The organism is Knoellia flava TL1, from assembly GCF_000768675.1.
GTDB lineage: Bacteria > Actinomycetota > Actinomycetes > Actinomycetales > Dermatophilaceae > Knoellia > Knoellia flava.
Map to the genome: position 1 here is coordinate 35,988 of NZ_AVPI01000087.1, position 22,062 is coordinate 58,049.

Consider the following 22,062-nt stretch of genomic DNA (forward strand, 5'->3'; position numbering starts at 1 on the left):
GCGCGCGCGAACGCGGGTCCCCGCCGGCCTCCCGCGAACTAGGATCGGCGATCATGACGACCACGGCGCCCACGGAGGCCGCGGCGGCCTCCCTCACCGTCAACGGCACGCCGGTGCCGCTGGGCGACCGCGCGACGCCGCACACGACGACACTCGACTGGCTGCGCGACCAAGGGCTCACCGGTTCGAAGGAGGGGTGCGCCGAGGGTGAGTGCGGCGCGTGCGCCGTCCTCGTCGCCCGCCCGGCCGTCGACGGGACGAGCACCGAGTGGGTCGCGCTCAACTCGTGCCTGGTCCCGGTCGCCGCGCTCGACGGCCAGGAGGTCGTCACGGTCGAGGGGCTCGGCGAGCCCGGGCGGCTGCACCCGGTGCAGCGCGAGCTGGCGGAGCGGGGTGGGTCGCAGTGCGGCTACTGCACACCGGGTTTCGTGTGCTCGATGGCTGCCGAGTACTACCGGCCCGGCCGCGTCGACGCCGCTCACGGCGCCAATGACGGCGCCCGCGACGGCTCCTGCGGCCCGAACGGGTTCGACCTCCACGCGATCTCGGGCAACCTCTGCCGCTGCACCGGCTACCGGCCGATCCGCGACGCCGCCTGGGCCCTCGGCGCTCCCGACGAGTCCGACCCGCTCGCCGAGCGCCGCCGGACCGCCCCCACCCCCGCGCGACGCACCCACCTGCGCGCCGACGGTGCCGAGCTCGTGCGCCCAGCCGACCTCTCCGAGGCGCTGGGGCTCCTGCTGTCGCGGCCGGAGGCGGTGCTCCTCGCCGGCGCGACCGACCTCGGCGTGGACGTCAACCTCAAGGGCGCGCGGCCACCGCTCCTCGTCGCCGTGGACCGGCTGCCCGAGCTCCGTGGTCTCGACGTCGACGACGACGAGATCCGGATCGGCGCCGGGCTCACGCTCACCGAGGTCGAGCGCGGGCTCGCCGGCCGTGTGCCGCTGCTCGCGCAGCTCTTCCCGCAGTTCGCCTCGCCGCTCATCCGCAACGGCGCCACGCTCGGCGGCAACCTCGGCACCGCCTCGCCCATCGGCGACGCCGCGCCCGTGCTGCTCGCCCTCGACGCCGCGCTGGTGCTCACGAGCGCCACGGGGGAGCGGGTCGTGCCGCTCGCCGACTACTTCACCGGCTACCGGGAGAGCGTCCGCCGGCCCGGCGAGCTCATCCGCGAGGTGCGGATCCCCTTGCCCCTGGCCGCCACCAGCAACTTCCACAAGGTGGCGAAGCGTCGCGTCGACGACATCTCGAGCGTCGCGGTCGCCGTCGCGCTCGACCTCGTCGACGGGTCGGTCGCCCGAGCGCGCATCGGGCTCGGCGGGGTGGCGCCCACGCCGCTGCGGGCCCTGCGGACGGAGGAGTCCCTCGTCGGCCGTCCGTGGACGCGCGCCACCGTCGACGCCGCGGCAGCCGTCCTCGCGACCGAGGGCACCCCGCTCTCGGACCACCGCGCGAGCGCGCGCTACCGCAGCGCGATGCTCGGGCAGTCGCTCCTGCGCCTGTATGCCGTGCAGTCCCGTGAGCGCGAGGCGCAGCCGTGAGCCGCCTCTCGCAGCGACCCGACGACGCGGTCGTCGGGCAGGCGCTGCCGCACGAGTCCGCCGAGCTGCACGTCACCGGTCGGGCGCTCTACACCGACGACCTGCACCCCCGGACCAAGGACGTGCTCCACGCGTGGCCCGTGCAGGCGCCGCACGCGCACGCCCTCGTCACGGGGCTGCGCGTGGCGCCCGCCCTCGCCGTGCCCGGCGTCGTGCGGGTGCTCACCGCCGAGGACGTGCCGGGCACCAACGACGCAGGGATCAAGGGCGACGAGCCGCTCTTCCCGAGCGAGGTGTGCTTCCACGGTCACGCCGTCTGCTGGGTGCTCGGCGAGAGCGCCGAGGCCGCGCGCCGAGGTGCCCTCGCGGTCGAGGTCGACTACGACGTGCTCCCGTCGACGCTCACCCTCACCGAGGCCATCGCCGCCGAGAGCTTCCAGGGAGCCCAGCCGACGGTGCAGCGCGGCGACGCGCAGGCGGCGCTCGACGGTGCGGCGCACGTCTTCCACGGCGAGACCGAGATGGCGGGCCAGGAGCACTTCTACCTCGAGACCCACGCGTCGCTCGCGCGGGTCGAGGACGACGGACGGGTCTTCGTCGAGAGCAGCACCCAGCACCCCACCGAGACGCAGGAGATCGTCGCCCACGTCCTCGGTCTGCAGAGCTCCGAGGTCACCGTGCAGTGCCTGCGGATGGGTGGCGGGTTCGGCGGCAAGGAGATGCAGCCACACGGGTTCGCGGCCGTCGCCGCCCTTGGCGCACGGCTCACCGGCCGACCGGTCCGGGTACGGCTCAACCGCACGCAGGACCTCACGATGTCGGGCAAGCGCCACGGGTTCCACGCGACGTGGCGGGTCGGCTTCGACGACGACGGGCGCCTCTTGGCCCTCGAGGCCACCCTCACGTCCGACGGCGGCTGGAGCCTCGACCTCTCCGAGCCGGTGCTCGCCCGAGCCCTGTGCCACGTCGACAACGCCTACTGGGTCCCCGACATCCGGGTCACCGGACGCGTGGCCCGCACCCACAAGACGTCCCAGACCGCCTTCCGCGGCTTCGGCGGGCCGCAGGGGATGCTCGTCGTCGAGGACATCCTGGGCCGGTGCGCGCCGTTGCTCGGCATCGAGCCGCACGAGCTGCGGCGCCGCAACTTCTATGCCGACGGCCAGACCACCCACTACGGGCAGGTCATCACCCAGGCCGACCGCCTCGAGCGGGCGTGGGAGCAGGTCGCCGTGGACGCCGAGCTCGACCGCCGGCGCGCGGAGGTCGCGGAGTTCAACGCCACCCACGAGCACGCGCGCAGGGGGCTGGCCGTCACGCCCGTGAAGTTCGGGATCTCGTTCAACCTCACCGCCTTCAACCAGGCCGGCGCGCTCGTGCACGTCTACAAGGACGGGTCGGTCCTCGTGAACCACGGGGGCACCGAGATGGGCCAGGGCCTGCACACGAAGATGCTCCAGGTAGCGGCGACGACGCTCGGCGTGCCGCTGCGGATCGTGCGGCTCGCGCCCACCCGCACCGACAAGGTGCCCAACACGTCGGCGACCGCGGCGTCCTCGGGCGCCGACCTCAACGGCGGGGCGGTCAAGGACGCGTGCGAGCAGATCCTCGGGCGGCTCGCCGTCGTCGCGGGGGAGCGCCTCGGGGTGCCCGCCGAGGACGTGTCCGTCGTCGACGGCCTCGTCTCGGCCACGGGCACCGACGAGACGCTCACCTGGGCGGACCTCGTGCACACCGCCTACTTCGCGCGTGTCCAGCTGTCCGCCGCCGGCTACTACCGGACCGAGGGGCTGCACTGGGACTCGAGCGTGATGCAGGGCAGCCCGTTCAAGTACTTCGCGCACGGTGTCGCCGCGACCGAGGTCGAGGTCGACGCCTTCACCGGGATGCACCGCACTCTGCGGGTCGACATCGTCCACGACGTGGGCGACAGCCTCTCGCCGCTCGTCGACATCGGCCAGATCGAGGGCGGCTTCGTCCAAGGGGCCGGCTGGCTCACCCTCGAGGACCTGCGCTGGGACACGGGCGACGGCGAGCAGCGCGGCCGGCTCGCGACGGCCTCGGCGAGCACCTACAAGCTGCCGAGCATCGCCGACCTGCCGGAGGTCCTCAATGTCGCGCTGCTCGCCCGCGCCCACGAGGAGGGGGCCGTCTACGGCTCGAAGGCCGTCGGCGAGCCGCCGCTCATGCTCGCCCTCTCGGTGAGGGAGGCGCTGCGCCAGGCGTGCGCCGCCTTCGGCCCGCCGGGGACGAGCGTCGACCTGCCGAGCCCAGCCACGCCCGAGGCGGTGTTCTGGGCACTCCAGGGAGCCCGTGCCGGTGCCGAGCCCGACGGCGAAGTGGCCCCCGGGGTCGGGCCGACCCCGCCTTCACCCGACCCCGGCGCGCCCGTCCGTCGCCCCGAGTCCGAGGCCGCCGTCGACGACCTCGCGAAGCCCTGACCGTGCGCTGGCTGCGAGCCCTCGAGCAGCTCCGGGAGACCCGGGAGCCGGGCGTCCTCGTCACCGTGACGTCGGTCCGTGGGCACGCGCCGCGGGAGGCCGGGGCCAAGATGGTCGTGGGCCGGACGCGGGCATGGGACACCATCGGCGGCGGCAACCTCGAGGCGGTCGCCGTCGCCCGGGCGCGCGAGATGATCGCCGATGGGCGTCGGGCCCCCGAGTCCTTCACGTCGTCGCTGTCCGACCGGGCACCGTTCGAGCACGGCATGCAGTGCTGCGGCGGCGAGGTCGGCGTGCTGCTCGAGCCCGTCGTCGTGCCTCCCGTCGTCGCGATCTTCGGGATGGGCCACGTCGGCCACGAGCTCGCCCGCATCCTCGCCCGGCACGACGTCGACCTGCACCTCGTCGACACGCGTCCGGAGGCGCTGACCGAGGAGGCGCTGGCCCCTCTCGCCGACGCCGATGCGCGGGTGCACGTCCATCGGGTCCCCGTGCTGCCCGAGCTCGTCCTCGGCGAGCTGCCCACCGGGGCCCATGTCCTCGTCATGACCCACGACCACGCCGAGGACGCCGCCATCGTCGATGCCGCCCTGCGCACCACGGGCGTCGGCGACATCGGGCTCATCGGGTCGCGCGCCAAGTGGTCCCGGCTGCGGCACCGCCTCGAGACCGAGGGCGGCTTCGGCGAGGACGAGCTCGCCCGCGTCACGACCCCCATCGGGCTGCCGGGGCTCGTCGGCAAGGAGCCGGCCACCATCGCCGTGGGCGTGGCCGCCGACCTCCTGATGCGGTGGAGCCGTGACGGCGAGCCCGCGTCAACGGGGGAGTCCTCCACGGTGCGCTGAGCGTGCCGGACGGGGACCGTATGCCGGCCACCCGGCATACGCACGGGGGACCGTATGCCGGCCACCCGGCATACGGTCGGAGAACGGTGAGGCGTGTCCAAGGTTTGTCCAAGGTTTGGACGTAGTATGGTCGGGTGACCACCACCTGTGCCGCAGCGACGCTCGCCATGCTCGACGAGGTCCGGGCGGCTCCCTCGATCCTCGATGCGCTCGAGCTCGTCGACGAGGTCTCACGGGCCGCCGCCGGAGACGGCGACGCGGCCGTGCCCCCGCTCGCCGACGCCATCGAGGACGAGACCGACCAGGTGACGGCGATCGTCGCGGTGCACGCCGCCGCGGCTGGAGGCGCCGCGACCGCCGCCGCGCTCGTCGTCCGGCTGCTGGGCTCGCCCGTGGGCCACCTGCGCGAGCACGCCGCGTGGGCGCTGCGGTCGAGCACCCCGCTTCTCGAGGCCGTCGAGCCGCTTCGCGCGCTGCAGCAGGAAGGTGGCTTCGGGGGCGTGCTCGCCGAGTCCACCCTCGAGGCGTGGGGGCTCGCCGGGGGAGACGGATCGGACGGTCCGGGTGACGACAACGGGCTGGTTGCCAAGCCCACTGAGGCCGGCACCGACGCACCCTCGATCCGTTCGGGTCTCACGGTCGCCCAGCTCTTCCTTCACGCCGACGTTGACGGCAGCCTCCTGCAGAGCGGCAAGGGGGACACCGGCGGGATCGCGACGCTGCTCGTGCACCTCGGCGACGCCCTCGTCGCGGACCCGCGGGTCGACCGGGTGCTCACGCTCTCGCGCCGGCACGGGTCCGACGTGGTCGGGCACGACGGGGGCGTGCCCGAGGACGTCTCGGCGCCCGGTCACCACTACCTCGGAGTGCCGCTCCCGGGACCGGTCCGCTCCGCCGCCGACGCGTGGCCGCTGCACGTGGCGGTGCGCCGGGGTCTGCGGCGGGTGCTGCGGGCCGCCGGGCCCGTCGACGTCCTCCACCTGCGGATGGCCGAGGTCGGGTCGTGGGCCGCGGCCGAGGTGGCGGTCGAACTCGGCATCCCCACCGTGCTCACCCTCGCACCCGACCCGCACGCGCTCGTCGCCGCCCGAGAGGCGTCGGGGGCGCTCACCCGCGCCACGTTCGGCGCCGCGGACGAGGTCGAGCACCTCGTCTTCCGGATCCGGCTGCTGCGCGACCTCGCGGCGGGGGCCGCCGGCCTCGTGGCCTTCCCTCGTCCACGGTTCGAGCACGACCTGCGCACCCTGCTGCACATCGACCCCGACGAGCAGGCGGTGGCCGTCGTCCCGGAGGGCATCGACCTCGAGCCGATCGACCGGGCCGTGGCGGAGGTGGCCGCGGCCGACGAGGGTGGCACGAGCGCCATGGGCGTCGGCGGCTTCGGCGACGCAGCCGACCGGTCGGTCCACCGAGCGCTCGCCGAGCTCGACGCCCTCCTCGAGCAGCTGCCACACGCACGCAGGGCACTCCCGATCGCCGTCACCGTGGGCCGGTTGCACCGCGTCAAGGGCATGGCGACCCTCGTCGAGGCCTGGGCGAACGACACGCTCAGCGAGCGGTGCAACCTGCTCGTCGTCGGCGGCGACCTCGACGACCCGTCCGGTGACGAGGCCGAACAGCTCCACCGGATAGAGGCCATGGTGCCTCGCGCCTCCGCCGCCGAGAGCGGGCTGGTCCTCGCCGGCCACCGGCCGAACGGCGTGGTCGCCGCGTGGCTCGCGGCGGTGCGGTTCGGGCGGCCCGGTCTCAGCGCGCCCGGGGGCGTCTATGTCTCCGCGAGCCTCAAGGAGGAGTTCGGCATCGCCATCCTCGAAGCCATGGCGTCTGGGCTCGTCGTCGTCGCGCCGGACTCGGGTGGCCCGGCGACCTACGTCGACGACGGCGTGACCGGGCTGCTCGTCGACACGACCTCGCCGGCGCTTCTCGGGAAGGCCGTCGGGGCCGCGCTCGACCTCGCCTCGTCGCCGGACGCGCCCGTGCGCGCCGAGAAGGCGAGGGACGCCGTCGCCCGCGACTTCGGCATCTCCACGATGGCCGCCTCGCTCGTCGAGGTCTATGCGAAGGTCGCCCGGTGACCCTGCTCGTCATCAGCCCCGACTACGCCTCGCACCTGCTGCCGCTCGCGACCCTGGCCACCGCGTGGGCCGACGCCGGCGAGCGGGTCGTCGTCGCCACCGGGCCGGCGACCGATGCGATCGTGCGGCGGTTCGGGTTCGGGCGCGAGGACCTCCGTCTCGGGCGTGGCTCCAACCCCGGGGTGATCCGGGCGGAGGACCAGCCGCGTGGTGAGGACGACGCCCTGCGGGGCTTCTTCGAGGCCACGCGCCGCGGCGCCGTGCCGACCCTCACCTTCCAGGCGGACGCCCGTGGGAACGACCTGCTGTGGGAGCCGATGCGCGTGGCCCACGAGGTCCGCGACGTGGTGGAGCGCGTCCGTCCCGACCACGTCCTCGTCGACCACCTCGCGTTCGGCGCGCGTCTGGGGCTGACGGGAACCGGGGTGAGCCATGCCGACGTCGTGCTCGGGCACCCCTCGGCGCTCACGGTGGGTGACGAGGTCTACGGCCTCCCACCGGCGTGGCCGAGCCGGCTGCGGCCGGACCCCGAAGCCCTCGCCCACCTCCGGCGCCGGTGCGAGGTGGTGCGCGACGCCTTCACCGACCAGTGGAACGCCGTCCTGTCGGTGCTCGACCCGTCGGCGACGCCCAGCGAGGACGCCTTCGCCGAGACGGGCGACGTGCTGCTCCTCAACTACCCCGCCGAGCTGCACCCGCCGGAGCGCACGGCCCTCCTTCCACGACATGCCTTCCTCGGGTCGGCGGTGCGGACCGAGGAGCCCGATGCCGAGGTCGAGGACTGGCTGGCCCGTGACGACGCGCCCGTCGTCTACGTCAGCCTCGGCAGCTTCCTCTCGGTGCGCGGCGACGTCCTGGCGCGCGTGGCCGAAGCGCTCGCGGGCCTCGACGTGCGAGTCGCGCTCGCGTCCGGGTCGACACCTCGCGAGGACCTGGGGTCGATCCCGCCCTCGTGGCTCGTGCGCGCGGAGCTGCCGCAGGTGACGCTGCTCGCTCGGGCTGCGCTGGCCGTGTCGCACGGTGGCAACAACAGCGTGACGGAGGCGATGACCGCCGGTGTGCCGATGCTTCTCCTGCCGCTCTCCACCGACCAGTTCACCGGAGCGGCGGCCGTCGAGGAGGCCGGGCTGGGAGAGGCGCACGACCCGAACCGGGCCACCGTGGGCGAGCTGCGCGAGGCCGCCCGCCGACTGCTCTCGCTCGCGCCCGAGCCGTCGTCGCGACTCGCGCGGCTGTCGGCCGACCTGCGACGCACTCCCGGACCGGTGCGTGCCCGTCGGGCGCTCGAGGCAGGCCCGGAAGCCGGGGACCCGGCGGCCCACGTGGTCGGCACACCGGTCCGCTGACCCCACGATCCGGGCCGTCACGGACCTCCGCTGTCGGTGTCCTGCGGCAGGATGGGCGCGTGAGCGAGAGCGACGTGACCGACGAGATCGACGCGAACGGCGAGCCCGCCGCAGAGGTGCCGGAGGAGGCCCGTCACGAGTGGACCGACCTCGCCGAGCAGGCGGCTGCGCACCAGTTCGCCTACCACGTCAAGGACGCGCCGACGATCAGCGACGGCGAGTACGACGCACTCATGAAGCGGCTCAACGCGCTCGAGGAGGAGTTCCCCTCGCTGCGCACCCCCGACAGCCCGACGCAGTCCGTCGGCGGTGCGATCTTCTCGACCGACTTCCAGGCGGTCGACCACCTCGAGCGGATGCTCAGCCTCGACAACGCCTTCTCTCCCGAGGAGATGACGGAGTGGAACGCGCGGGTCACCCGTGACGCCGGCACCGGCTTCCACTACCTCTGCGAGCTCAAGATCGACGGTCTCGCCGTTAACCTCCTCTACGAGAAGGGGCGGCTCACCCGCGCCCTCACCCGGGGCGACGGCCGCACCGGCGAGGACGTGACCCTCAACGTGCGCACGGTGCACGGCATACCGACCGAGCTCAAGGGGACCGACGACCACCCGGTGCCCGACCTCGTCGAGGTGCGCGGGGAGGTCTACTTCCCGATCGAGGCGTTCGGCGAGCTCAACGCGCAGCTCGTCGAGGCGGGCAAGCCGCCCTACGCCAACCCGCGCAACACCGCGGCCGGGTCGCTGCGCCAGAAGGACCCCCGCGTCACGGCGACCCGCGACCTGCGGATGCTCGTCCACGGCCTCGGCAAGCGCGAGGGCTTCGACCTGACCCGCCAGAGCGAGGCCTACGACGCGCTGCGCGCGTGGGGTATGCCGGTCTCGAGCCACTACCGCGTCGTCGACACGATCGAGGAGGTCAACGCCTTCATCGTCTCGACGGGGGAGCACCGCCACGACGTCGAGCACGAGATCGACGGTGTCGTCGTCAAGGTCGACGAGATCGCCGTCCAGCGGCAGCTCGGTGCGACCTCACGTGCCCCGCGGTGGGCCATCGCCTACAAGTACCCGCCGGAGGAGGTCAACACGAAGCTCCTCGACATCCAGGTCAACGTCGGGCGGACCGGCCGGGTCACGCCGTTCGGGGTCATGGAGCCGGTCGTCGTCGCGGGCTCGACCGTCGAGCGCGCCACGCTGCACAACGCGACCGAGGTCGTCCGCAAGGGCGTGCTCATCGGTGACACCGTCGTGCTGCGCAAGGCCGGCGACGTCATCCCCGAGATCCTCGGCCCGGTCGTCGACCTGCGCGACGGCACCGAGCGAGAGTTCGTCATGCCGACCGAGTGCCCGGCCTGCGGCACGACGCTCGCCCCCGAGAAGGAGGGCGACAAGGACATCCGCTGCCCCAACAGCAGGTCGTGCCCGGCCCAGCTGCGCGAGCGGCTCTCCGGGCTGGCCGGGCGGGGCGCCTTCGACATCGAGGCGCTCGGCTGGGAGGGCTCGGTCGCGCTGCTCGAGTCGGGCGTGCTCACCGACGAGTCGACCCTCTTCGGGCTCGGCGCCGAGGACATCGCGCGGGTCCCGCTCTACACCCGTGCCGCGAAGAAGACCGACCCCGAGGAGGCCGTGGTCGACGGCCGCGTGCTGTCGGCCAACGGGGCCAAGCTCGTCGCCAACCTCGAGTCGGCGAAGGCGCAGCCGTTGTGGCGCGTCCTCGTCGGGCTCTCGATCCGGCACGTCGGGCCGACGGCCGCACGCGCCCTCGCCCAGCACTTCGGCTCGATGGCGGCGATCCGTGCGGCGAGCGTCGAGGAGCTCTCGGGCGTCGAGGGCGTCGGCGGAGTCATCGCCGAGTCGGTGCGCGACTGGTTCGACCGCGAGGGCAACGAGTGGCACTGCGCGATCGTCGACCAGTGGGCCGCCGACGGCGTGCGCATGGAGGACGAGCGCGACGAGTCGGTCGAGCAGACCCTCGCCGGGCTCACCGTCGTCGTCACCGGCTCGCTCGACGGGTTCAGCCGTGACGAGGCCAAGGAGGCGATCCTCGCCCGCGGTGGCAAGGCGTCGGGCTCGGTGTCGAAGAAGACCGACTACGTCGTCGTCGGCCCGGGCGCCGGGTCCAAGGAGGCCAAGGCGCGCGAGCTCGGACTGACGATCCTCGACGAGGCCGGATTCGTCACGCTGCTGGAGACCGGGTCGGCGGAACCGGCAGCCGAAGGCTGAGGCGGCCCCGCCGACAGGTCAGCGGCGGTCGCGGCCGTCGCCCCACTGCACCGAGTCGCCGAAGTCGGTCTCAATGACCGAGGCCGAGCGCCCGAACCGCTGCGCGCTTCCCTCGCTCACCGTGCGGGCCTGCGCCGAGTCCTCGCCGAAGGTCAGGGTCGCCGAACGGCGGACCTGCTCCGCGAGGTCGTCCTGGGCGGCGCGCACCGCAGCGATGATGCGGCGGCTCAGCTCCTCGCCGCCGTCCGCGCAGGCCGCGTCGCTGACGTCGAGGCGCGAGACGGCGCCACCCCCGGTCACGGACGCGGAGACGCCGTCGGCCTCGCCGCTCCCGATGAGCCGGTCGACCTCGGCGCGCCAGCGGAACGCCGCCTGAGCCTGCTCCATGAGCCGGGCGAGGTCGCCCGAGGCGAGGGGGGTGTCCTCGAAGAGGTGCGGGTCGAGGTTCGTCACGTCACCACGTCCCTTCGGTGGGTCGCGTCGCAAGTGGGGGAGTGTCGTCGCCGTCGTGCAGCGAGGGGTTGTCGGCGGCGACCTCGGCGTTGAGCGCACCGGTCGTGGACGCGTCGGCACCCCACATGTGCGACGAGGACGCGTCGACCTTGGCCCGCACGTCCTCGTGCGCCGCCGTGATGGCGGCGAGCACGGCGGGGCCGACGACGCGGCCACCGCGCGCGGCGACGATGTCGCTCACGGCCAGACCGGTGAGCACACCTTGCAGGTCGACCTCGGCGACCACCCGGCCGGCGGCGGCGGTCCCGCGGCCGGTGGTGGCCAGCACCTCGTCGCGCCACCGGTCGACCGTCGCCGGCCGCTCCTCCGCCTCGCTCGTCTGGGCCTGGATCCGCGCCAGGATCTGCTGCGCGACGTCGTCGGAGCTCATGACATCATCCTCACATCAGGACGGCGGGCAGTCTCGCCGTGGGGGTCGACAGGAGAGTGGGCGCATGGATCCGGCTCCCGAGGGCTCGAACGACATCTACGTCTGGTCGCTGACGTTCTTCGGCGTGATCTGGGCGCTCTTCGCGGTGCCGTGGGTGTTTCACCTCGTGCGCGCGGTGGCGGCGCACAACCCGTGGCTGCCGTTCGAGCGCAAACCGAGCGGTGGATACACCTTCATGGCGCAGAACCGCTGGTTCGCGGCATTCCGTGCACCGCAGCCCGAGGCGCGGACGACGACCGGGCTCGTGGTGCGCCACGTCGTCTGGCTCTGGGTCATCGGTGTCCTGTCCTACCTGCCGATCGACGTGCTCGTCCAGCTGCTCCGCCGCTGACTGACAACCCGACAACCCCACCGCCGACGAGGCCCGGTCAGTCGTCGTCGGTGCCGGTCTGACCCGCCTGCGATCCGGCGTTGACCGTCGAGTCGCGCCAGGGGAGGTTCCCGGGGATCTCGACGAGGTTGTCCCACGGAGTCTTGGCGTGGTCGCCCCGAGGTGGGGTCCAGCCGGGTGGGGGGCGCCAGGGCCCCGCCGGCACCGGTGCTCCCGGCGGTCCACCGTGCCGCGGCGTGTAGAGATGCGGGTTCGGGGTGATCTTGTTGAGGAAGCGCAGGATGTCGTCGCCGAAGCCCTTGAGAGCCTTGAGCAGGCTGGCGAGCTTGGTGCCCGACTTCGTGAGGGCGGTGACGTAGCGGGAGCACTTGCCGACGACGGAGGCGATGCGCGTCGCGATCTGGCTGCAGACCCACGGGATGAGGGTGCCGAGCGAGAGCACTGTCTGGGCAACCCAGCTGAGGATCGCCCCGACGAGCGAGGAGAGGATGGTCGCGCAGGAAGCTGTGGACGAACGAGACCACCATGGCCACGAGGTCCATCGCCTGTGCCGCGCCCTCGCTGCTGCCCTTGAGGCGTCGGAGTGTCGTGATGCGGGCGTCGGCCTGGGCTCGGTAGGACGAGATGGCATCGCCCGACATCCAGGCGATCTTGTCGAGCGAGTCCTGCCACGACTGCGCCAGCGGCTCCATGCCGCCCGCGATGTTGGCCCAGCTCTCGCCCTTGGCCGCCACCGACTCGGGGTTGCCGGCCACGTCGTTGAACCAGTCCTTGATGGGGTTGAGGTGGTCAAGGGCCCAGCCGATCCCTGCCGCGAGGAGGGACCCGAGCGGGTCGGCAGCCGTCGCGGCTGCGTCGAGCACGGTCGAGACACCGGAGAGCGCTGCGTCGACCCAGTTGCCCGAGCAGAGCGCGTTGATCGTCGTCGATCCGCTGTCGAGGATGCCGGCGCCGGAGAGGATGCTGCGCTCGGACGGTGAGGCGGCATAGGAGGGCCCGATGCTCGCACCCCCACCACCGCCACCACCACTGCTGGGAGCCGGGCCGATCACGGGAACCGTCGGCTTGAGGAGGAAGGCGGCCATGTCGTCGTCGACGTCGTAGCGGTCGGCCATGTGGTTGAGGCCGTTCTCGACCTGACCGGTGCCGGTGTGCGCGGCGTTGATCGCGTCCCACACCGCATCGACCGAGCCGGTGACGGCCCCGGGCAGCCCGAGGAGCCCCAGCAGCGCGCCATAGGCCTCGGCGTCCGGCGCGCCGGCGTCGCTCATGACGGCCAGGTTGCCCTGGACACCGCCGACGGCGGTGGCGTGCGTCCTGATCTGCTCCGTGTCGACGTTGAATGTCATCCGCGCTCCCTCTCGGCTGGCGCCGGCCCACCCCCGGTGGAGTGCGTCGCCTCGCCGACCAGACGATACTGAGGCGGTGACGGACGCTCAATGGGGAGGACTCCCCGCCCCGGTCGTGGTGCGACCTCCGACGTGGATGAGGTGGCTCGGGCCACCGCTGCTCCTCGGCACCTGGGTCCTCTTCCTCTCACCGGTCGTGCTCGCCGTCCGCGAACGGGACTGGATGGCACACGTGCGTGACTCCGGGCTCGGGGTGGGAGGCGCCCTCGTGGGGTGGTTCATCCTCGCCGTGCTGCTCGTCGTCATCCCGCCGGCGATCAAGGTGCTCCTCACCTACCGCACGGTCCTCGATGCCGGCGGTGTCGACCCTCCCTTGGGGCGTGCCCGGGTCGACCTCGGAGAGGTCCGGAAGATCAGGTGGGTCCCCCAGGGCGGCCCTGTCAACGCCGCCAACCGACCCGAGCGCTTCGAGGTCATCAGCGAGCAGTCGGGGCTCGTCGCGCGGGTGGCCCGTGGGGAGGCCGACTGGGGTGCAACCCAGGCTGTCCTGCGCCACTGGGCGCGTCAGCGACCCGAGATCGTCGAGGACGAGCCGACTGCTGCAGCCCTCGCGGGTGGGAGCATCGACTCGTGACCGGACCCCTCGACCTCGCTCCCACCGGCGCGCTGCGCGCCTCGATCAACCTCGGCAATGCGGTGCTCACCAACGGCTCGTCCGAGTCGCCCGGGGGCATCAGCGTCGACATCGCGCACGAGCTCGGCAGTCGCCTCGGCGTCCCCGTGGAGCTCGTGCTCTGGGACGCCGCGCGCAAGTCGGTCGACGCCGTTCGCGACGGCGAGGCAGACGTCTGCTTCCTCGCCGTCGACCCGGTCCGCGCGGAGGAGCTCGCCTTCACGTCGCCCTACGTCCTCATCGAGGGCGCGTATGCCGTCCGCGACGACTCGTCGCTGCGCGCGGCCGACGAGGTCGACCGGGACGGCATACGGATCGGGGTCAAGACGGGCTCGGCCTACGACCTCCACCTCACCCGCGAGATCACGTCGGCCGAGATCGTGCGCGGCCCCGACGGCATCGACGTCTTCGAGGAGCAGGGGCTCGAGGTGGCTGCCGGTGTCGCACAACCGATCGCGGCCTACGTCGAGGCACACCCGGGGCTGCGTGTCCTTGAGGGGGCGTTCATGCAGATCCCGCAGGCGGTGGCCGTGTCACGTCGCCACGACGAGGCGACCGTCGCGTGGGTGCGCGGAGCCGTCGACGAGCTCATCGACAGCGGGTGGGTCGCCGAGGCGCTGGCCCGGCACGGCCAGGACCCAGGACTCGCCGCCCCGGCTGCCGGTCACTGACCGAGCCGCCCCGCCATCGACGACCGTCGAGGTCGAGTTGCTCAGGAGCGGGGGAGTGATCCCGATGATCCTGCGTCGCTGGACGGACCGAGGCTGACCTCGAGCTCGGCCACGGTGACCTCGCGCGCGGCGAGGACGTGCTCCTCCGCCAGGGCGCCGGCGAGCGCCGGGTCGCCGGCCGCGACGGCCTCGATGATGCTGCGGTGCTCGGCGAGCGCGGCCTCCCGGCGCTCGGGCGAGGCGTTGCTGAACCTGCGGTAGCGCGCGAGCTGACCCTCGATCTGGGCGAGGACCCGTGAGGCCCAGGCGTGGTCGGCGATGCGCTCCAGCTCGACGTGGATCGCGTGGCCGGACTCCATCGCCCCGTTGGCGAGACCGGCGAGCGCCTCGTTGCGGTGCAGCAACGCCATGAGCCGGTCGACGTCCGCGGGCTCCGCTCGTTCGGCCGCAGCCGCCGCGACGAGACCCTCGAGTCGGGCGCGGACGGCATACAGCTCGGCGGCGTCCCGCGGGGTGAGCCGGCGCACGACCATGCCACCGGTCGGGAGCTGCTCGAGCAGCTCCTCGGCGAGGAGCAGGCGCAGCGCCTCGCGCAGCGGGGTGCGGCTCACCCCCAGCGACGTGGCGAGCTCGGCCTCGTTGAGGCGGCGTCCGGGCTCGAGCCGCATGTCCTGGATGCGGTCGAGCAGCTCCTCGTAGACGAACTGGGCGCCACTGCGCCGGCGGGGGCTCGGGTTCGTCGCCATGGGGGCATCGTGCCGGTGGAGTCGCGTCTTGTCTACTTGTATACAAGTATGCGAGTATGGCTCCATGACCTCGCGCACCGTCGAGCCCGCGGCACTCGCCGCCTTCCTCACCGACGTCACGCGCGCCCACGGCGTCCCGTGGGACGACGCCGCGCTCCTCGCGGACACGCTCCTCGTCGCCGAGCTGTGGGGGCACCCGTCCCACGGCGCCATCCGGCTGCCGTGGTACCTCGCGCGGCTCCGCAGTGGCGCGATGCGGGCGGTGACCGAGGTCGAGACGGTCCGTGACACGGGCAGCGTCGTCGTCCTCGACGGACACGACGGCCTCGGCCAGGTCGTCGCGCAGCGTGCGGTGGAGCTCGGCGTCGAGCGCGCGCGCACGCACGGCATCTGCGCGGTCGCCGTGCGCCGGTCGGGTCACTTCGGGACCGCCGCCTACTTCACGAGGTATGCCGCGGAGCGAGGCTGCGTCGCGATCCTCGCCACGAACGCCTCGCCGGCCATGGCTCCGTGGGGCGGGCGGACCAAGCTCGTCGGCACGAACCCGTGGTCGATCGCCGCGCCCGGGCCCGACGGTGACGTCCTCGTCATGGACATGGCCAACACGGCGGTCGCGCGCGGCAAGGTCTATGTCGCCGCCGACCGTGGCGAGCCGATCCCCGATGGCTGGGGAGCCCGGGCCGACGGGACGCCGACCACCGACCCTCGCGAGGCGATCGAGGGGCTCATCTCGCCGGTCGGGGGTGCCAAGGGCTACGTCATGGCGTTCATGTTCGACGTCCTGGCCGGGGTGCTCACCGGGAGCGCCTTCGGGTCCGACGTCGTCGGTCCCTACCGGCCCGAGGGCGCGAGCGGCGCCGGGCACCTCCTCATCACGCTCGACGTCGCAGCCGTGGCCGACCCCGACGACTACGCCGCGCGCGTGGCCGCCCTCGTGGCACAGGTCCGCGGCAGCGAGGCCGCTGCCTGGTCCGACGGCGTGCTCACCCCGGGCGAGCTCGAGGACCGCAGCCGGCGACGCGCGGAGGCGGACGGCATACGGGTCTCGGAGCAGACCTGGTCCGAGCTCACGACGCTCGCGGACGCCACGGGGGTCCCCCTGCCACCTGCCTTCGACACCACCACGACCAAGGAGCACGCATGATCTCGCTCGTCGTCCGCCTGGACGTCATCCCCGAGCGCCGCGAGGAGTTCCTCGAGGCCATCACGGCCAACGCGGCCTCGACCTTCGCGGACGAGCCGGGGTGCCTGCGCTTCGACGTGTGCCGGTCGCAGAGCGACCCGGACCACTTCGTCCTCTACGAGATCTACCGCGACGAGGCCGCGCTCGCGGCCCACCGGGAGGCGCCGCACTTCGGGCGGTGGCGCGAGGCCGTCGCGCGCACGGTCGTCCCGGGCAGCCAGGTCAACACCATCACCGAGCTCGTCGTCGCGCACCGTGAGACCGACAAGGCCGAGGTGGCGTCATGAGGATCCTCGTGCTGCCCGGCGACGCCATCGGGCCGGAGATCGCCGCCGCGACCGAGCGGGTGCTGAGGGCCGCCGACGACACGTTCGGCCTCGGCCTCGAGCTCGAGCACCGTGACATCGGCTGGGCGGCGCACGAGGCCGTCGGCGAGACGATGCCCCGCGACGTCCTCGACCGCGTCGGAGAGGTGGACGGCACGATCCTCGGACCTGTCTCGCACCTCGACTACCCCTCGCGCGCCGAGGGTGGCTGGAACCCGTCGGCGGCGATCCGCACGACCTACCGCCTCTACTCCAACATCCGCCCGGTGCGGAGCCTCCCGGACCTCACCGTCCTGCCTGAGCCGCTCGACCTCGTCATCGTCCGCGAGAACACCGAGGGGTTCTACAGCGACCGCAACATGGTCGCCGGGAGCGGCGAGTTCATGCCGGACGAGGACCTCGCCCTGTCGGTGCGCAAGGTCTCGCGGCGGGCGTGCAACGCCGTCGCCGAGGAGGCCTTCCGCCTCGCGGGTGGACGCCGTGGCCGTGTCACCGCCGTGCACAAGGCGAACGTCCTCACGCTCTCGGACGGGCTCTTCCTCGACGAGGTCCGGGCCGTGGCCGCGCGCCATCCCGAGGTCGAGCTGCGCGAGCTCATCGTCGACGCCGCGACTGCCCACCTCGTGCGCTCGCCGGGGGAGTTCGACGTCGTCGTGACGACGAACATGTTCGGCGACATCCTCAGCGACCTCGCCTGCGCGCTGTCGGGAAGCCTCGGCCTCGGCGGGTCGCTCAACGTCGGTGGCGGGGTCGCGGTGGCCCAGGCACAGCACGGCTCGGCACCGGACATCGCCGGACAGGGGGTCGCCAACCCGACCTCGCTCATCCTGTCGGCCACGATGCTGCTCCGCTGGTGGGGCCGGCGGAGCGGTGCCGAGCAGTTCGAGCGGGCTGCCGACGCCGTCGACGCGGCCGTCGACGCCTGCCTCACCGACCCCGCGACACGGACCCGCGACCTGCGCGGGAACCTCGACACCGACCAGTTCACCTCAGCCCTCCTCACGACGCTGGAGACCGCCCGATGACCGACCGCACCACGCCCGCCGCCCCCGAGGCGCCCAACCTGCTCGTCCGCCCCGACGACGTCGAGCCCTTCGACCGCGGCAACGGAGTCCGCACCATCCCCTACGTCGGGAAGTGGAACTGCGAGACCAACCGGGTGACGACCGGGCAGACCCAGTTCGCCGAGGGCACCGGCCTGCCGCTGCACAGCCACAACGTCGAGGAGTCGGTGCTCATCCTCGAGGGCGAGGCCGTCGCCGAGATCGACGGCGAGGAGTTCGAGCTCGTCGCCGGGGAGGCCACGTGGGTCCCGGCCGGTGTGCCGCACCGGTTCTACAACCGCGGCACCGGCACCATGCGGATCTACTGGGTCTACGGCGGTCGTGACGTCACGCGGACCATCACCGCGACCGGCGAGATCTTCGAGCACCTCTCCGAGTCCGACCGGGGCGGACTGAGCACGCCGTGACGACCGCGGACACCGTCATCGAGACCATCGACCCGACGACCGGGACGCCGCTCGCGACCCATCCGGTCATGGACGACGCCGCGATCGAGTCCGCCGTCGCCGAGGTGGACCAGGCCGCCCGGACCTGGGGTGCCTCCTCGGTCGAGGAGCGCGCCGCGTTCCTCACCGCGATCGCGGACTCCCTTGTCGCACAGCGGGACTCGCTCGCCGAGCTCATCACGTCCGAGATGGGCAAGCCCCTGCGCGAGGCGCGTGGTGAGGTCGACAAGTCCGCGACCACGGCCCGCTGGTACGCCGACAACCTCGAGCGCCTGCTCGAGCCCCGGCAGGTCGACGTGGGCGACGGCGCGCAGGCCTGGGTGACGCGCGAGCCCATCGGGCCCGTGCTCGCCGTCATGCCGTGGAACTTCCCGCTGTGGCAGGTGATGCGCTTCGTCCTCCCGGCGCTGGGAGCCGGCAACACGGTGCTGCTCAAGCACTCACCCAACGTCACCGGGTGCGCGCTGGCGATCGAGTCGCTCGTGCGCGACTCCGCTCCGGCCGGCGACGTTCCTCACGGCGTCCTGCGCACCCTCGTCGTCGACGAGCCACGCGTGCCCGAGGTGACCGAGCGGCTCGTCGCCGACCCACGCGTGGCCGGGGTGACGCTCACGGGCAGCAACCGCGCGGGAGCTGCCGTCGGCGCCGCGGCCGGTCGAGCGGTCAAGCCCTCGGTCCTCGAGCTCGGCGGGTCGGACGCGTTCGTCGTGCTCTCGGACGCCGACGTGCCGGCGGCCGCCGACGCCGCGGTGCGGGCGAGGTTCCACAACGCCGGTCAGTCCTGCGTGTGCGCCAAGCGGTTCGTCGTCGCCGCAGAGGTCGCCGACGCCTTCGTCGACCGCTTCCTCCTGGGCGTCGCCGGGCTCCGTGTCGGCGACCCCACCGACGAGTCCGTCGACGTCGGCCCGATGGCACGCGACGACCTCCGGACGGAGATCCAGCGCCAGGTCGACGCCTCGGTGGTCGGCGGTGCGAGGCTCCTCGCCGGCGGCTCGGCGGTCGAGGGTGAGGGATGGTTCTTCGAGCCGACGGTGCTCACCGTCGACGGCCCCGGCGTCCCCGCGTTCGACGAGGAGACGTTCGGCCCGCTCGCCGCCATCGTCGTCGCGAAGGACGACGAGGACGCGGCACGCCTCGCCGGCGCGACGGCATACGGGCTGGGTCTGTCGGTGTGGAGCGCCTCGACCGAGCGCGCCGTGGCGCTGGCGCGGAAGGTGACCACGGGCGCGGTCTTCGTCAACGCGGTCGTCGCGTCCGACGTGCGCGTGCCCTTCGGCGGGACCAAGCAGTCGGGCTACGGTCGCGAGCTGTCGGCCGAGGGCATGTATGCCTTCATGAACCAGCGGACCTACTGGGCCGCGCGCTGATAGCGCCGCTCGGGCCGGCCGGCCGAGCCGTAGCGGTGGCGGACGTCGGCCGCGCCCGACTCGACGAGGTACTCGAGGTAGCGGCGGGCGCTGCTGCGGGCGATCCCGACGGCCTCGCCGCACTCCGTCGCGGAGAGGCCGTCGTCGCCCGCGGTGGCGAGGGCGCCGCTGACGAGCTGGACGGTCTCGGCGCTGATGCCCTTGGGCAGCGACGTGCGTGAGCGCCCACTCGACCCGGTGCGGAAGAGCCGGTCGGCCTCCTCCTGCTCGACGGTCGTGCCCGGGTCCTGGCCGCGCATGCGGGCGCGGTGCCGCGCGTACTCGTCGAGACGACGGCGCAGCTCCTCGAGCTCGAACGGCTTGACGAGGTACTGGTAGACGCCCGACTGCATGGCCTGCCGCAGTGAGTCGAGGTCTCGGGCGGCGCTGATGACGATGACGTCGCAGTCGACGCCGATGCCGCGCAGCCGGCGCAGCACCTCGAGGCCGGTGAGGTCGGGCAGGTAGACGTCGAGCAGCACGAGGTCGGGCCGCTTGTCCTTGACCATCGCCAGCGCCTGCCCGCCGGTGCTCGCGACGCCGACGACCTCGAAGCCGTCGAGCCGGGCCACGGTGCTCGAGTGCAGGCGCGCGACCATGAAGTCGTCGTCGACGACGACGGTGCGGATGGGGACGGCCTCGGACGTCATCAGGCCGTGGGGAGGCTGACCGTGAAGACGGCACCGTCGTCGTTGCTCACGCTCACCTCTCCTCCTCGCTTGGTGCAGACCATACGCACGAGGGCGAGCCCGATGCCGCGCGAGGACCCGGGTTCGGCGTCCTTGGTCGAGTAGCCGCGCACGAAGAGGGTGCCCGTGTCGTCGGTCGGGACGCCGGGACCGTTGTCGCGCACCGTGAGCCGCACCGCGCCGTCGTCCGGACCGAGCAGCGCCACGCGGACGCGCCCGCTCACCTCGGGCACGGCGTCGAGGGCGTTGTCGACGAGGTTGCCGAGGATGGTGTTGAGGTCGGTCGAGAGGTCGCCGTCGAGACGGGCGAGCCGGGAGTCGTCGTCGAGGTCGAGGGTGATGCCGCGCTCGGCCGCCTGGCGCGACTTGGCCATGAGCATCGCCGCGACCGCGGGGTCCGCGACGGCCGTCCCCACGCGGGCGGTGAGCTCGGCCTCGTCGGCGGTGATGTGGCGGATGTAGTCCTGCACGTCGTCGTACTCCTCGAGCGCGATGAGCCCGGCGACGACGTGCATGCGGTTGCTGAACTCGTGTGCCTGGGCGCGCAGCGAGTCGGTCGTCGCCCGGGTGACGTCGAGGTCGCGCTGGAGCTCGAGGAGCTCGGTGCGGTCGCGCAGGGTCGCCACGTGACCCACGAGCCGGCCCTGCTGGCGCACCGGCATGACGTTGGCGGTGACGAGCCGGCCGCGCACCAGCAGCACCCGGTCGACCGAGGACACCTCGGACTCGTCGGAGACGCTCACGGTCGGCCCGCTGCGCAGGCGCCGGTCGGGGAAGAGCGAGAGCAGGGCCCGGTCCGCGCCGAGCTCGGCGAGGGAGTGCCCGGTCGAGCCCGCCTGCGGGATCGAGAGAAGGGTCGCGGCCTCGTCGTTGAGCAGGGTGACCCGTCCCGCGAGGTCGACAGCGAGGAGGCCCTCCTTGATCCCGTGCAGGACGGCCTCGCGCTGCTCGACGAGGCCGGCGATCTCACGCGGCTCGAGGCCCAGCGTCTGTCGCTTGACCTTGCGGGCGAGGAGCAGCGAACCGAGGACGCCGATGACCCCGGCGAGCCCGAGGTAGGTGAGCAGGTTGGGCGTGATCGTCGCGAGGTCGTCCCACACCGAGGGGGACGGCCGGGTCACGGCGACGACGCCGACCGGCTCGAGCTCGCCGGCGACGATGACCGGCGCCATCGCCATGATCGTCTCAGGGTCGTCGTCGTCGTTCTCGCCGCCGAGCCACGAGCTGCCCTCGAACGCGTCGGTCCGGGGGAGGCGTCGCAGGGGGTCGTCGGCCGCCGCGGCGACGACGCGGCCGTCGCTCGTCCGGGCGAGGTAGACGCCCTCGGAGTCGGACAGCGTGCGGGCGGACTCGAGCGCCGCCACCGCCTGCGACATCCACGCCTCGCCCTGCGAGCCGAGCACCTGGCGGACACCGGGCTCCTGGGTGACCTGCTCGGCGACCTGGCGGGCGCGGCGCACCTCACGGTCGGTCACGCCCTCGCCCTGCTGGGCGACGGACAGCGCGCCCACGCCGACGAAGACGATGCTCACGATGAGCATCTGGGTGGCGAGCATGCGACCGGCGAGGGTCTGCGGCCACAGACGGCGCATCAGCGCACGCACGCGTCCTGCTCGTCCTCTCGCCACACGACGATTGTGCCGGTGCCGGGCGCGAGCCGGCCGCGGGGCGTGAGCACAAAGAACTCAACGGTGTCTGTGCCCGCAACCGTGACACCGGGCCCGACACCCGCGACCGTTGGCTGCGACGCACCTGCCGACGCACC

Annotated in this window: 20 protein-coding genes; 14 read left to right on the plus strand and 6 right to left on the minus strand. The window is 73.2% G+C overall.

The genetic code is table 11. The features are described 5' to 3' along the window. The first annotated feature begins 53 nt into the window (after window positions 1–53). The 6 genes from N798_RS16640 (at window position 54) to ligA (ending at window position 10,470) form a co-directional block, all read left to right on the plus strand. On the plus strand, window positions 54–1,541 hold the full coding sequence (locus N798_RS16640) for a xanthine dehydrogenase small subunit (RefSeq protein ID WP_035950906.1): 1,488 nt from the start codon (window positions 54–56) through the stop codon (window positions 1,539–1,541). After that, window positions 1,538–3,982, plus strand: coding sequence for a xanthine dehydrogenase molybdopterin binding subunit (gene xdhB / locus N798_RS16645; RefSeq protein WP_035950909.1), 2,445 nt, complete (start codon window positions 1,538–1,540; stop codon window positions 3,980–3,982). The genes N798_RS16640 and xdhB overlap by 4 nt, the downstream gene beginning before the upstream one ends. A gap of 2 nt (window positions 3,983–3,984) precedes the next feature. Beyond that, window positions 3,985–4,827 (plus strand): xanthine dehydrogenase accessory protein XdhC, encoded by an 843-nt coding sequence (gene xdhC / locus N798_RS16650; protein ID WP_035950911.1) that lies wholly within the window; start codon window positions 3,985–3,987, stop codon window positions 4,825–4,827. A 134-nt stretch (window positions 4,828–4,961) separates the two neighbouring features. Continuing rightward, window positions 4,962–6,902, plus strand: a complete 1,941-nt coding sequence (locus tag N798_RS16655) for a glycosyltransferase family 4 protein (protein ID WP_052117479.1) — start codon at window positions 4,962–4,964, stop codon at window positions 6,900–6,902. Next, window positions 6,899–8,248: a nucleotide disphospho-sugar-binding domain-containing protein gene (locus N798_RS16660; RefSeq protein WP_035950912.1), complete on the plus strand. Its 1,350-nt coding sequence runs from the start codon at window positions 6,899–6,901 to the stop codon at window positions 8,246–8,248. The genes N798_RS16655 and N798_RS16660 overlap by 4 nt, the downstream gene beginning before the upstream one ends. Before the next feature lie 59 nt (window positions 8,249–8,307). Next, the gene (ligA, locus tag N798_RS16665; protein WP_052117480.1) at window positions 8,308–10,470 is read left to right on the plus strand and encodes an NAD-dependent DNA ligase LigA; all 2,163 of its coding nucleotides are present in this window, start codon (window positions 8,308–8,310) and stop codon (window positions 10,468–10,470) included. A gap of 18 nt (window positions 10,471–10,488) precedes the next feature. Here the strand turns inward: ligA and N798_RS16670 are convergent, their stop codons facing one another. Together N798_RS16670 and N798_RS16675 are read right to left on the minus strand one after the other, a co-directional pair. Further along, window positions 10,489–10,923 (minus strand): YbaB/EbfC family nucleoid-associated protein, encoded by a 435-nt coding sequence (locus tag N798_RS16670; RefSeq protein ID WP_035950914.1) that lies wholly within the window; start codon window positions 10,921–10,923, stop codon window positions 10,489–10,491. Between the two features lies 1 nt (window position 10,924). Then, window positions 10,925–11,353, minus strand: a complete 429-nt coding sequence (locus N798_RS16675) for a hypothetical protein (protein WP_035950916.1) — start codon at window positions 11,351–11,353, stop codon at window positions 10,925–10,927. 64 nt (window positions 11,354–11,417) lie between these two features. Here N798_RS16675 and N798_RS16680 point away from each other — a divergent pair, with 64 nt between their 5' ends. Further along, entirely contained in the window at window positions 11,418–11,744 is a 327-nt protein-coding gene (locus N798_RS16680; RefSeq protein WP_035950918.1) for a hypothetical protein, read from the plus strand. Here the strand turns inward: N798_RS16680 and N798_RS18270 are convergent. Beyond that, window positions 11,702–13,015, minus strand: coding sequence for a hypothetical protein (locus N798_RS18270; RefSeq protein ID WP_156971790.1), 1,314 nt, complete (start codon window positions 13,013–13,015; stop codon window positions 11,702–11,704). The genes N798_RS16680 and N798_RS18270 overlap by 43 nt on opposite strands. A 154-nt stretch (window positions 13,016–13,169) precedes the next feature. On the opposite strand from N798_RS18270, the gene N798_RS16695 reads away from it, so the two are divergent. Further along, on the plus strand, window positions 13,170–13,727 hold the full coding sequence (locus N798_RS16695) for a hypothetical protein (RefSeq protein WP_156971791.1): 558 nt from the start codon (window positions 13,170–13,172) through the stop codon (window positions 13,725–13,727). Beyond that, window positions 13,724–14,437 (plus strand): transporter substrate-binding domain-containing protein, encoded by a 714-nt coding sequence (locus tag N798_RS16700; protein ID WP_035950928.1) that lies wholly within the window; start codon window positions 13,724–13,726, stop codon window positions 14,435–14,437. The genes N798_RS16695 and N798_RS16700 overlap by 4 nt, the downstream gene beginning before the upstream one ends. A 41-nt stretch (window positions 14,438–14,478) precedes the next feature. Here N798_RS16700 and N798_RS16705 read toward each other — a convergent pair whose 3' ends face one another. Then, the gene (locus N798_RS16705) at window positions 14,479–15,183 is read right to left on the minus strand and encodes a GntR family transcriptional regulator (protein ID WP_084100932.1); all 705 of its coding nucleotides are present in this window, start codon (window positions 15,181–15,183) and stop codon (window positions 14,479–14,481) included. Window positions 15,184–15,247: 64 nt separating this feature from the next. Between N798_RS16705 and N798_RS16710 the strand changes: the two genes are divergently transcribed. Genes N798_RS16710 through N798_RS16730 form a run of 5 tightly spaced genes read left to right on the plus strand, consistent with a single transcriptional unit; the run spans window position 15,248 to window position 19,569 of the window. After that, window positions 15,248–16,327, plus strand: a complete 1,080-nt coding sequence (locus N798_RS16710) for an Ldh family oxidoreductase (protein WP_035950931.1) — start codon at window positions 15,248–15,250, stop codon at window positions 16,325–16,327. Beyond that, on the plus strand, window positions 16,324–16,653 hold the full coding sequence (locus tag N798_RS16715) for a putative quinol monooxygenase (protein WP_035950934.1): 330 nt from the start codon (window positions 16,324–16,326) through the stop codon (window positions 16,651–16,653). The genes N798_RS16710 and N798_RS16715 overlap by 4 nt, the downstream gene beginning before the upstream one ends. Then, window positions 16,650–17,717: an isocitrate/isopropylmalate dehydrogenase family protein gene (locus tag N798_RS16720; RefSeq protein ID WP_035950937.1), complete on the plus strand. Its 1,068-nt coding sequence runs from the start codon at window positions 16,650–16,652 to the stop codon at window positions 17,715–17,717. Before N798_RS16715 ends, N798_RS16720 begins: the two co-directional genes overlap by 4 nt. After that, on the plus strand, window positions 17,714–18,163 hold the full coding sequence (locus N798_RS16725; RefSeq protein ID WP_052117481.1) for a cupin domain-containing protein: 450 nt from the start codon (window positions 17,714–17,716) through the stop codon (window positions 18,161–18,163). The genes N798_RS16720 and N798_RS16725 overlap by 4 nt, the downstream gene beginning before the upstream one ends. Continuing rightward, window positions 18,160–19,569 carry an aldehyde dehydrogenase family protein gene (locus tag N798_RS16730; RefSeq protein ID WP_035950939.1) on the plus strand — a complete coding sequence of 470 codons (1,410 nt, stop codon included), beginning with the start codon at window positions 18,160–18,162 and terminating at the stop codon, window positions 19,567–19,569. Before N798_RS16725 ends, N798_RS16730 begins: the two co-directional genes overlap by 4 nt. On the opposite strand, the gene N798_RS16735 is transcribed toward N798_RS16730, so the two are convergent. Both N798_RS16735 and N798_RS16740 read right to left on the minus strand, forming a co-directional pair. Then, on the minus strand, window positions 19,551–20,258 hold the full coding sequence (locus N798_RS16735) for a response regulator (protein ID WP_035950943.1): 708 nt from the start codon (window positions 20,256–20,258) through the stop codon (window positions 19,551–19,553). The two genes, N798_RS16730 and N798_RS16735, sit on opposite strands and share 19 nt — an antisense overlap. Beyond that, entirely contained in the window at window positions 20,258–21,901 is a 1,644-nt protein-coding gene (locus N798_RS16740; RefSeq protein WP_052117482.1) for a sensor histidine kinase, read from the minus strand. The genes N798_RS16735 and N798_RS16740 overlap by 1 nt, the downstream gene beginning before the upstream one ends. Between the last annotated feature and the right edge of the window lie 161 nt (window positions 21,902–22,062).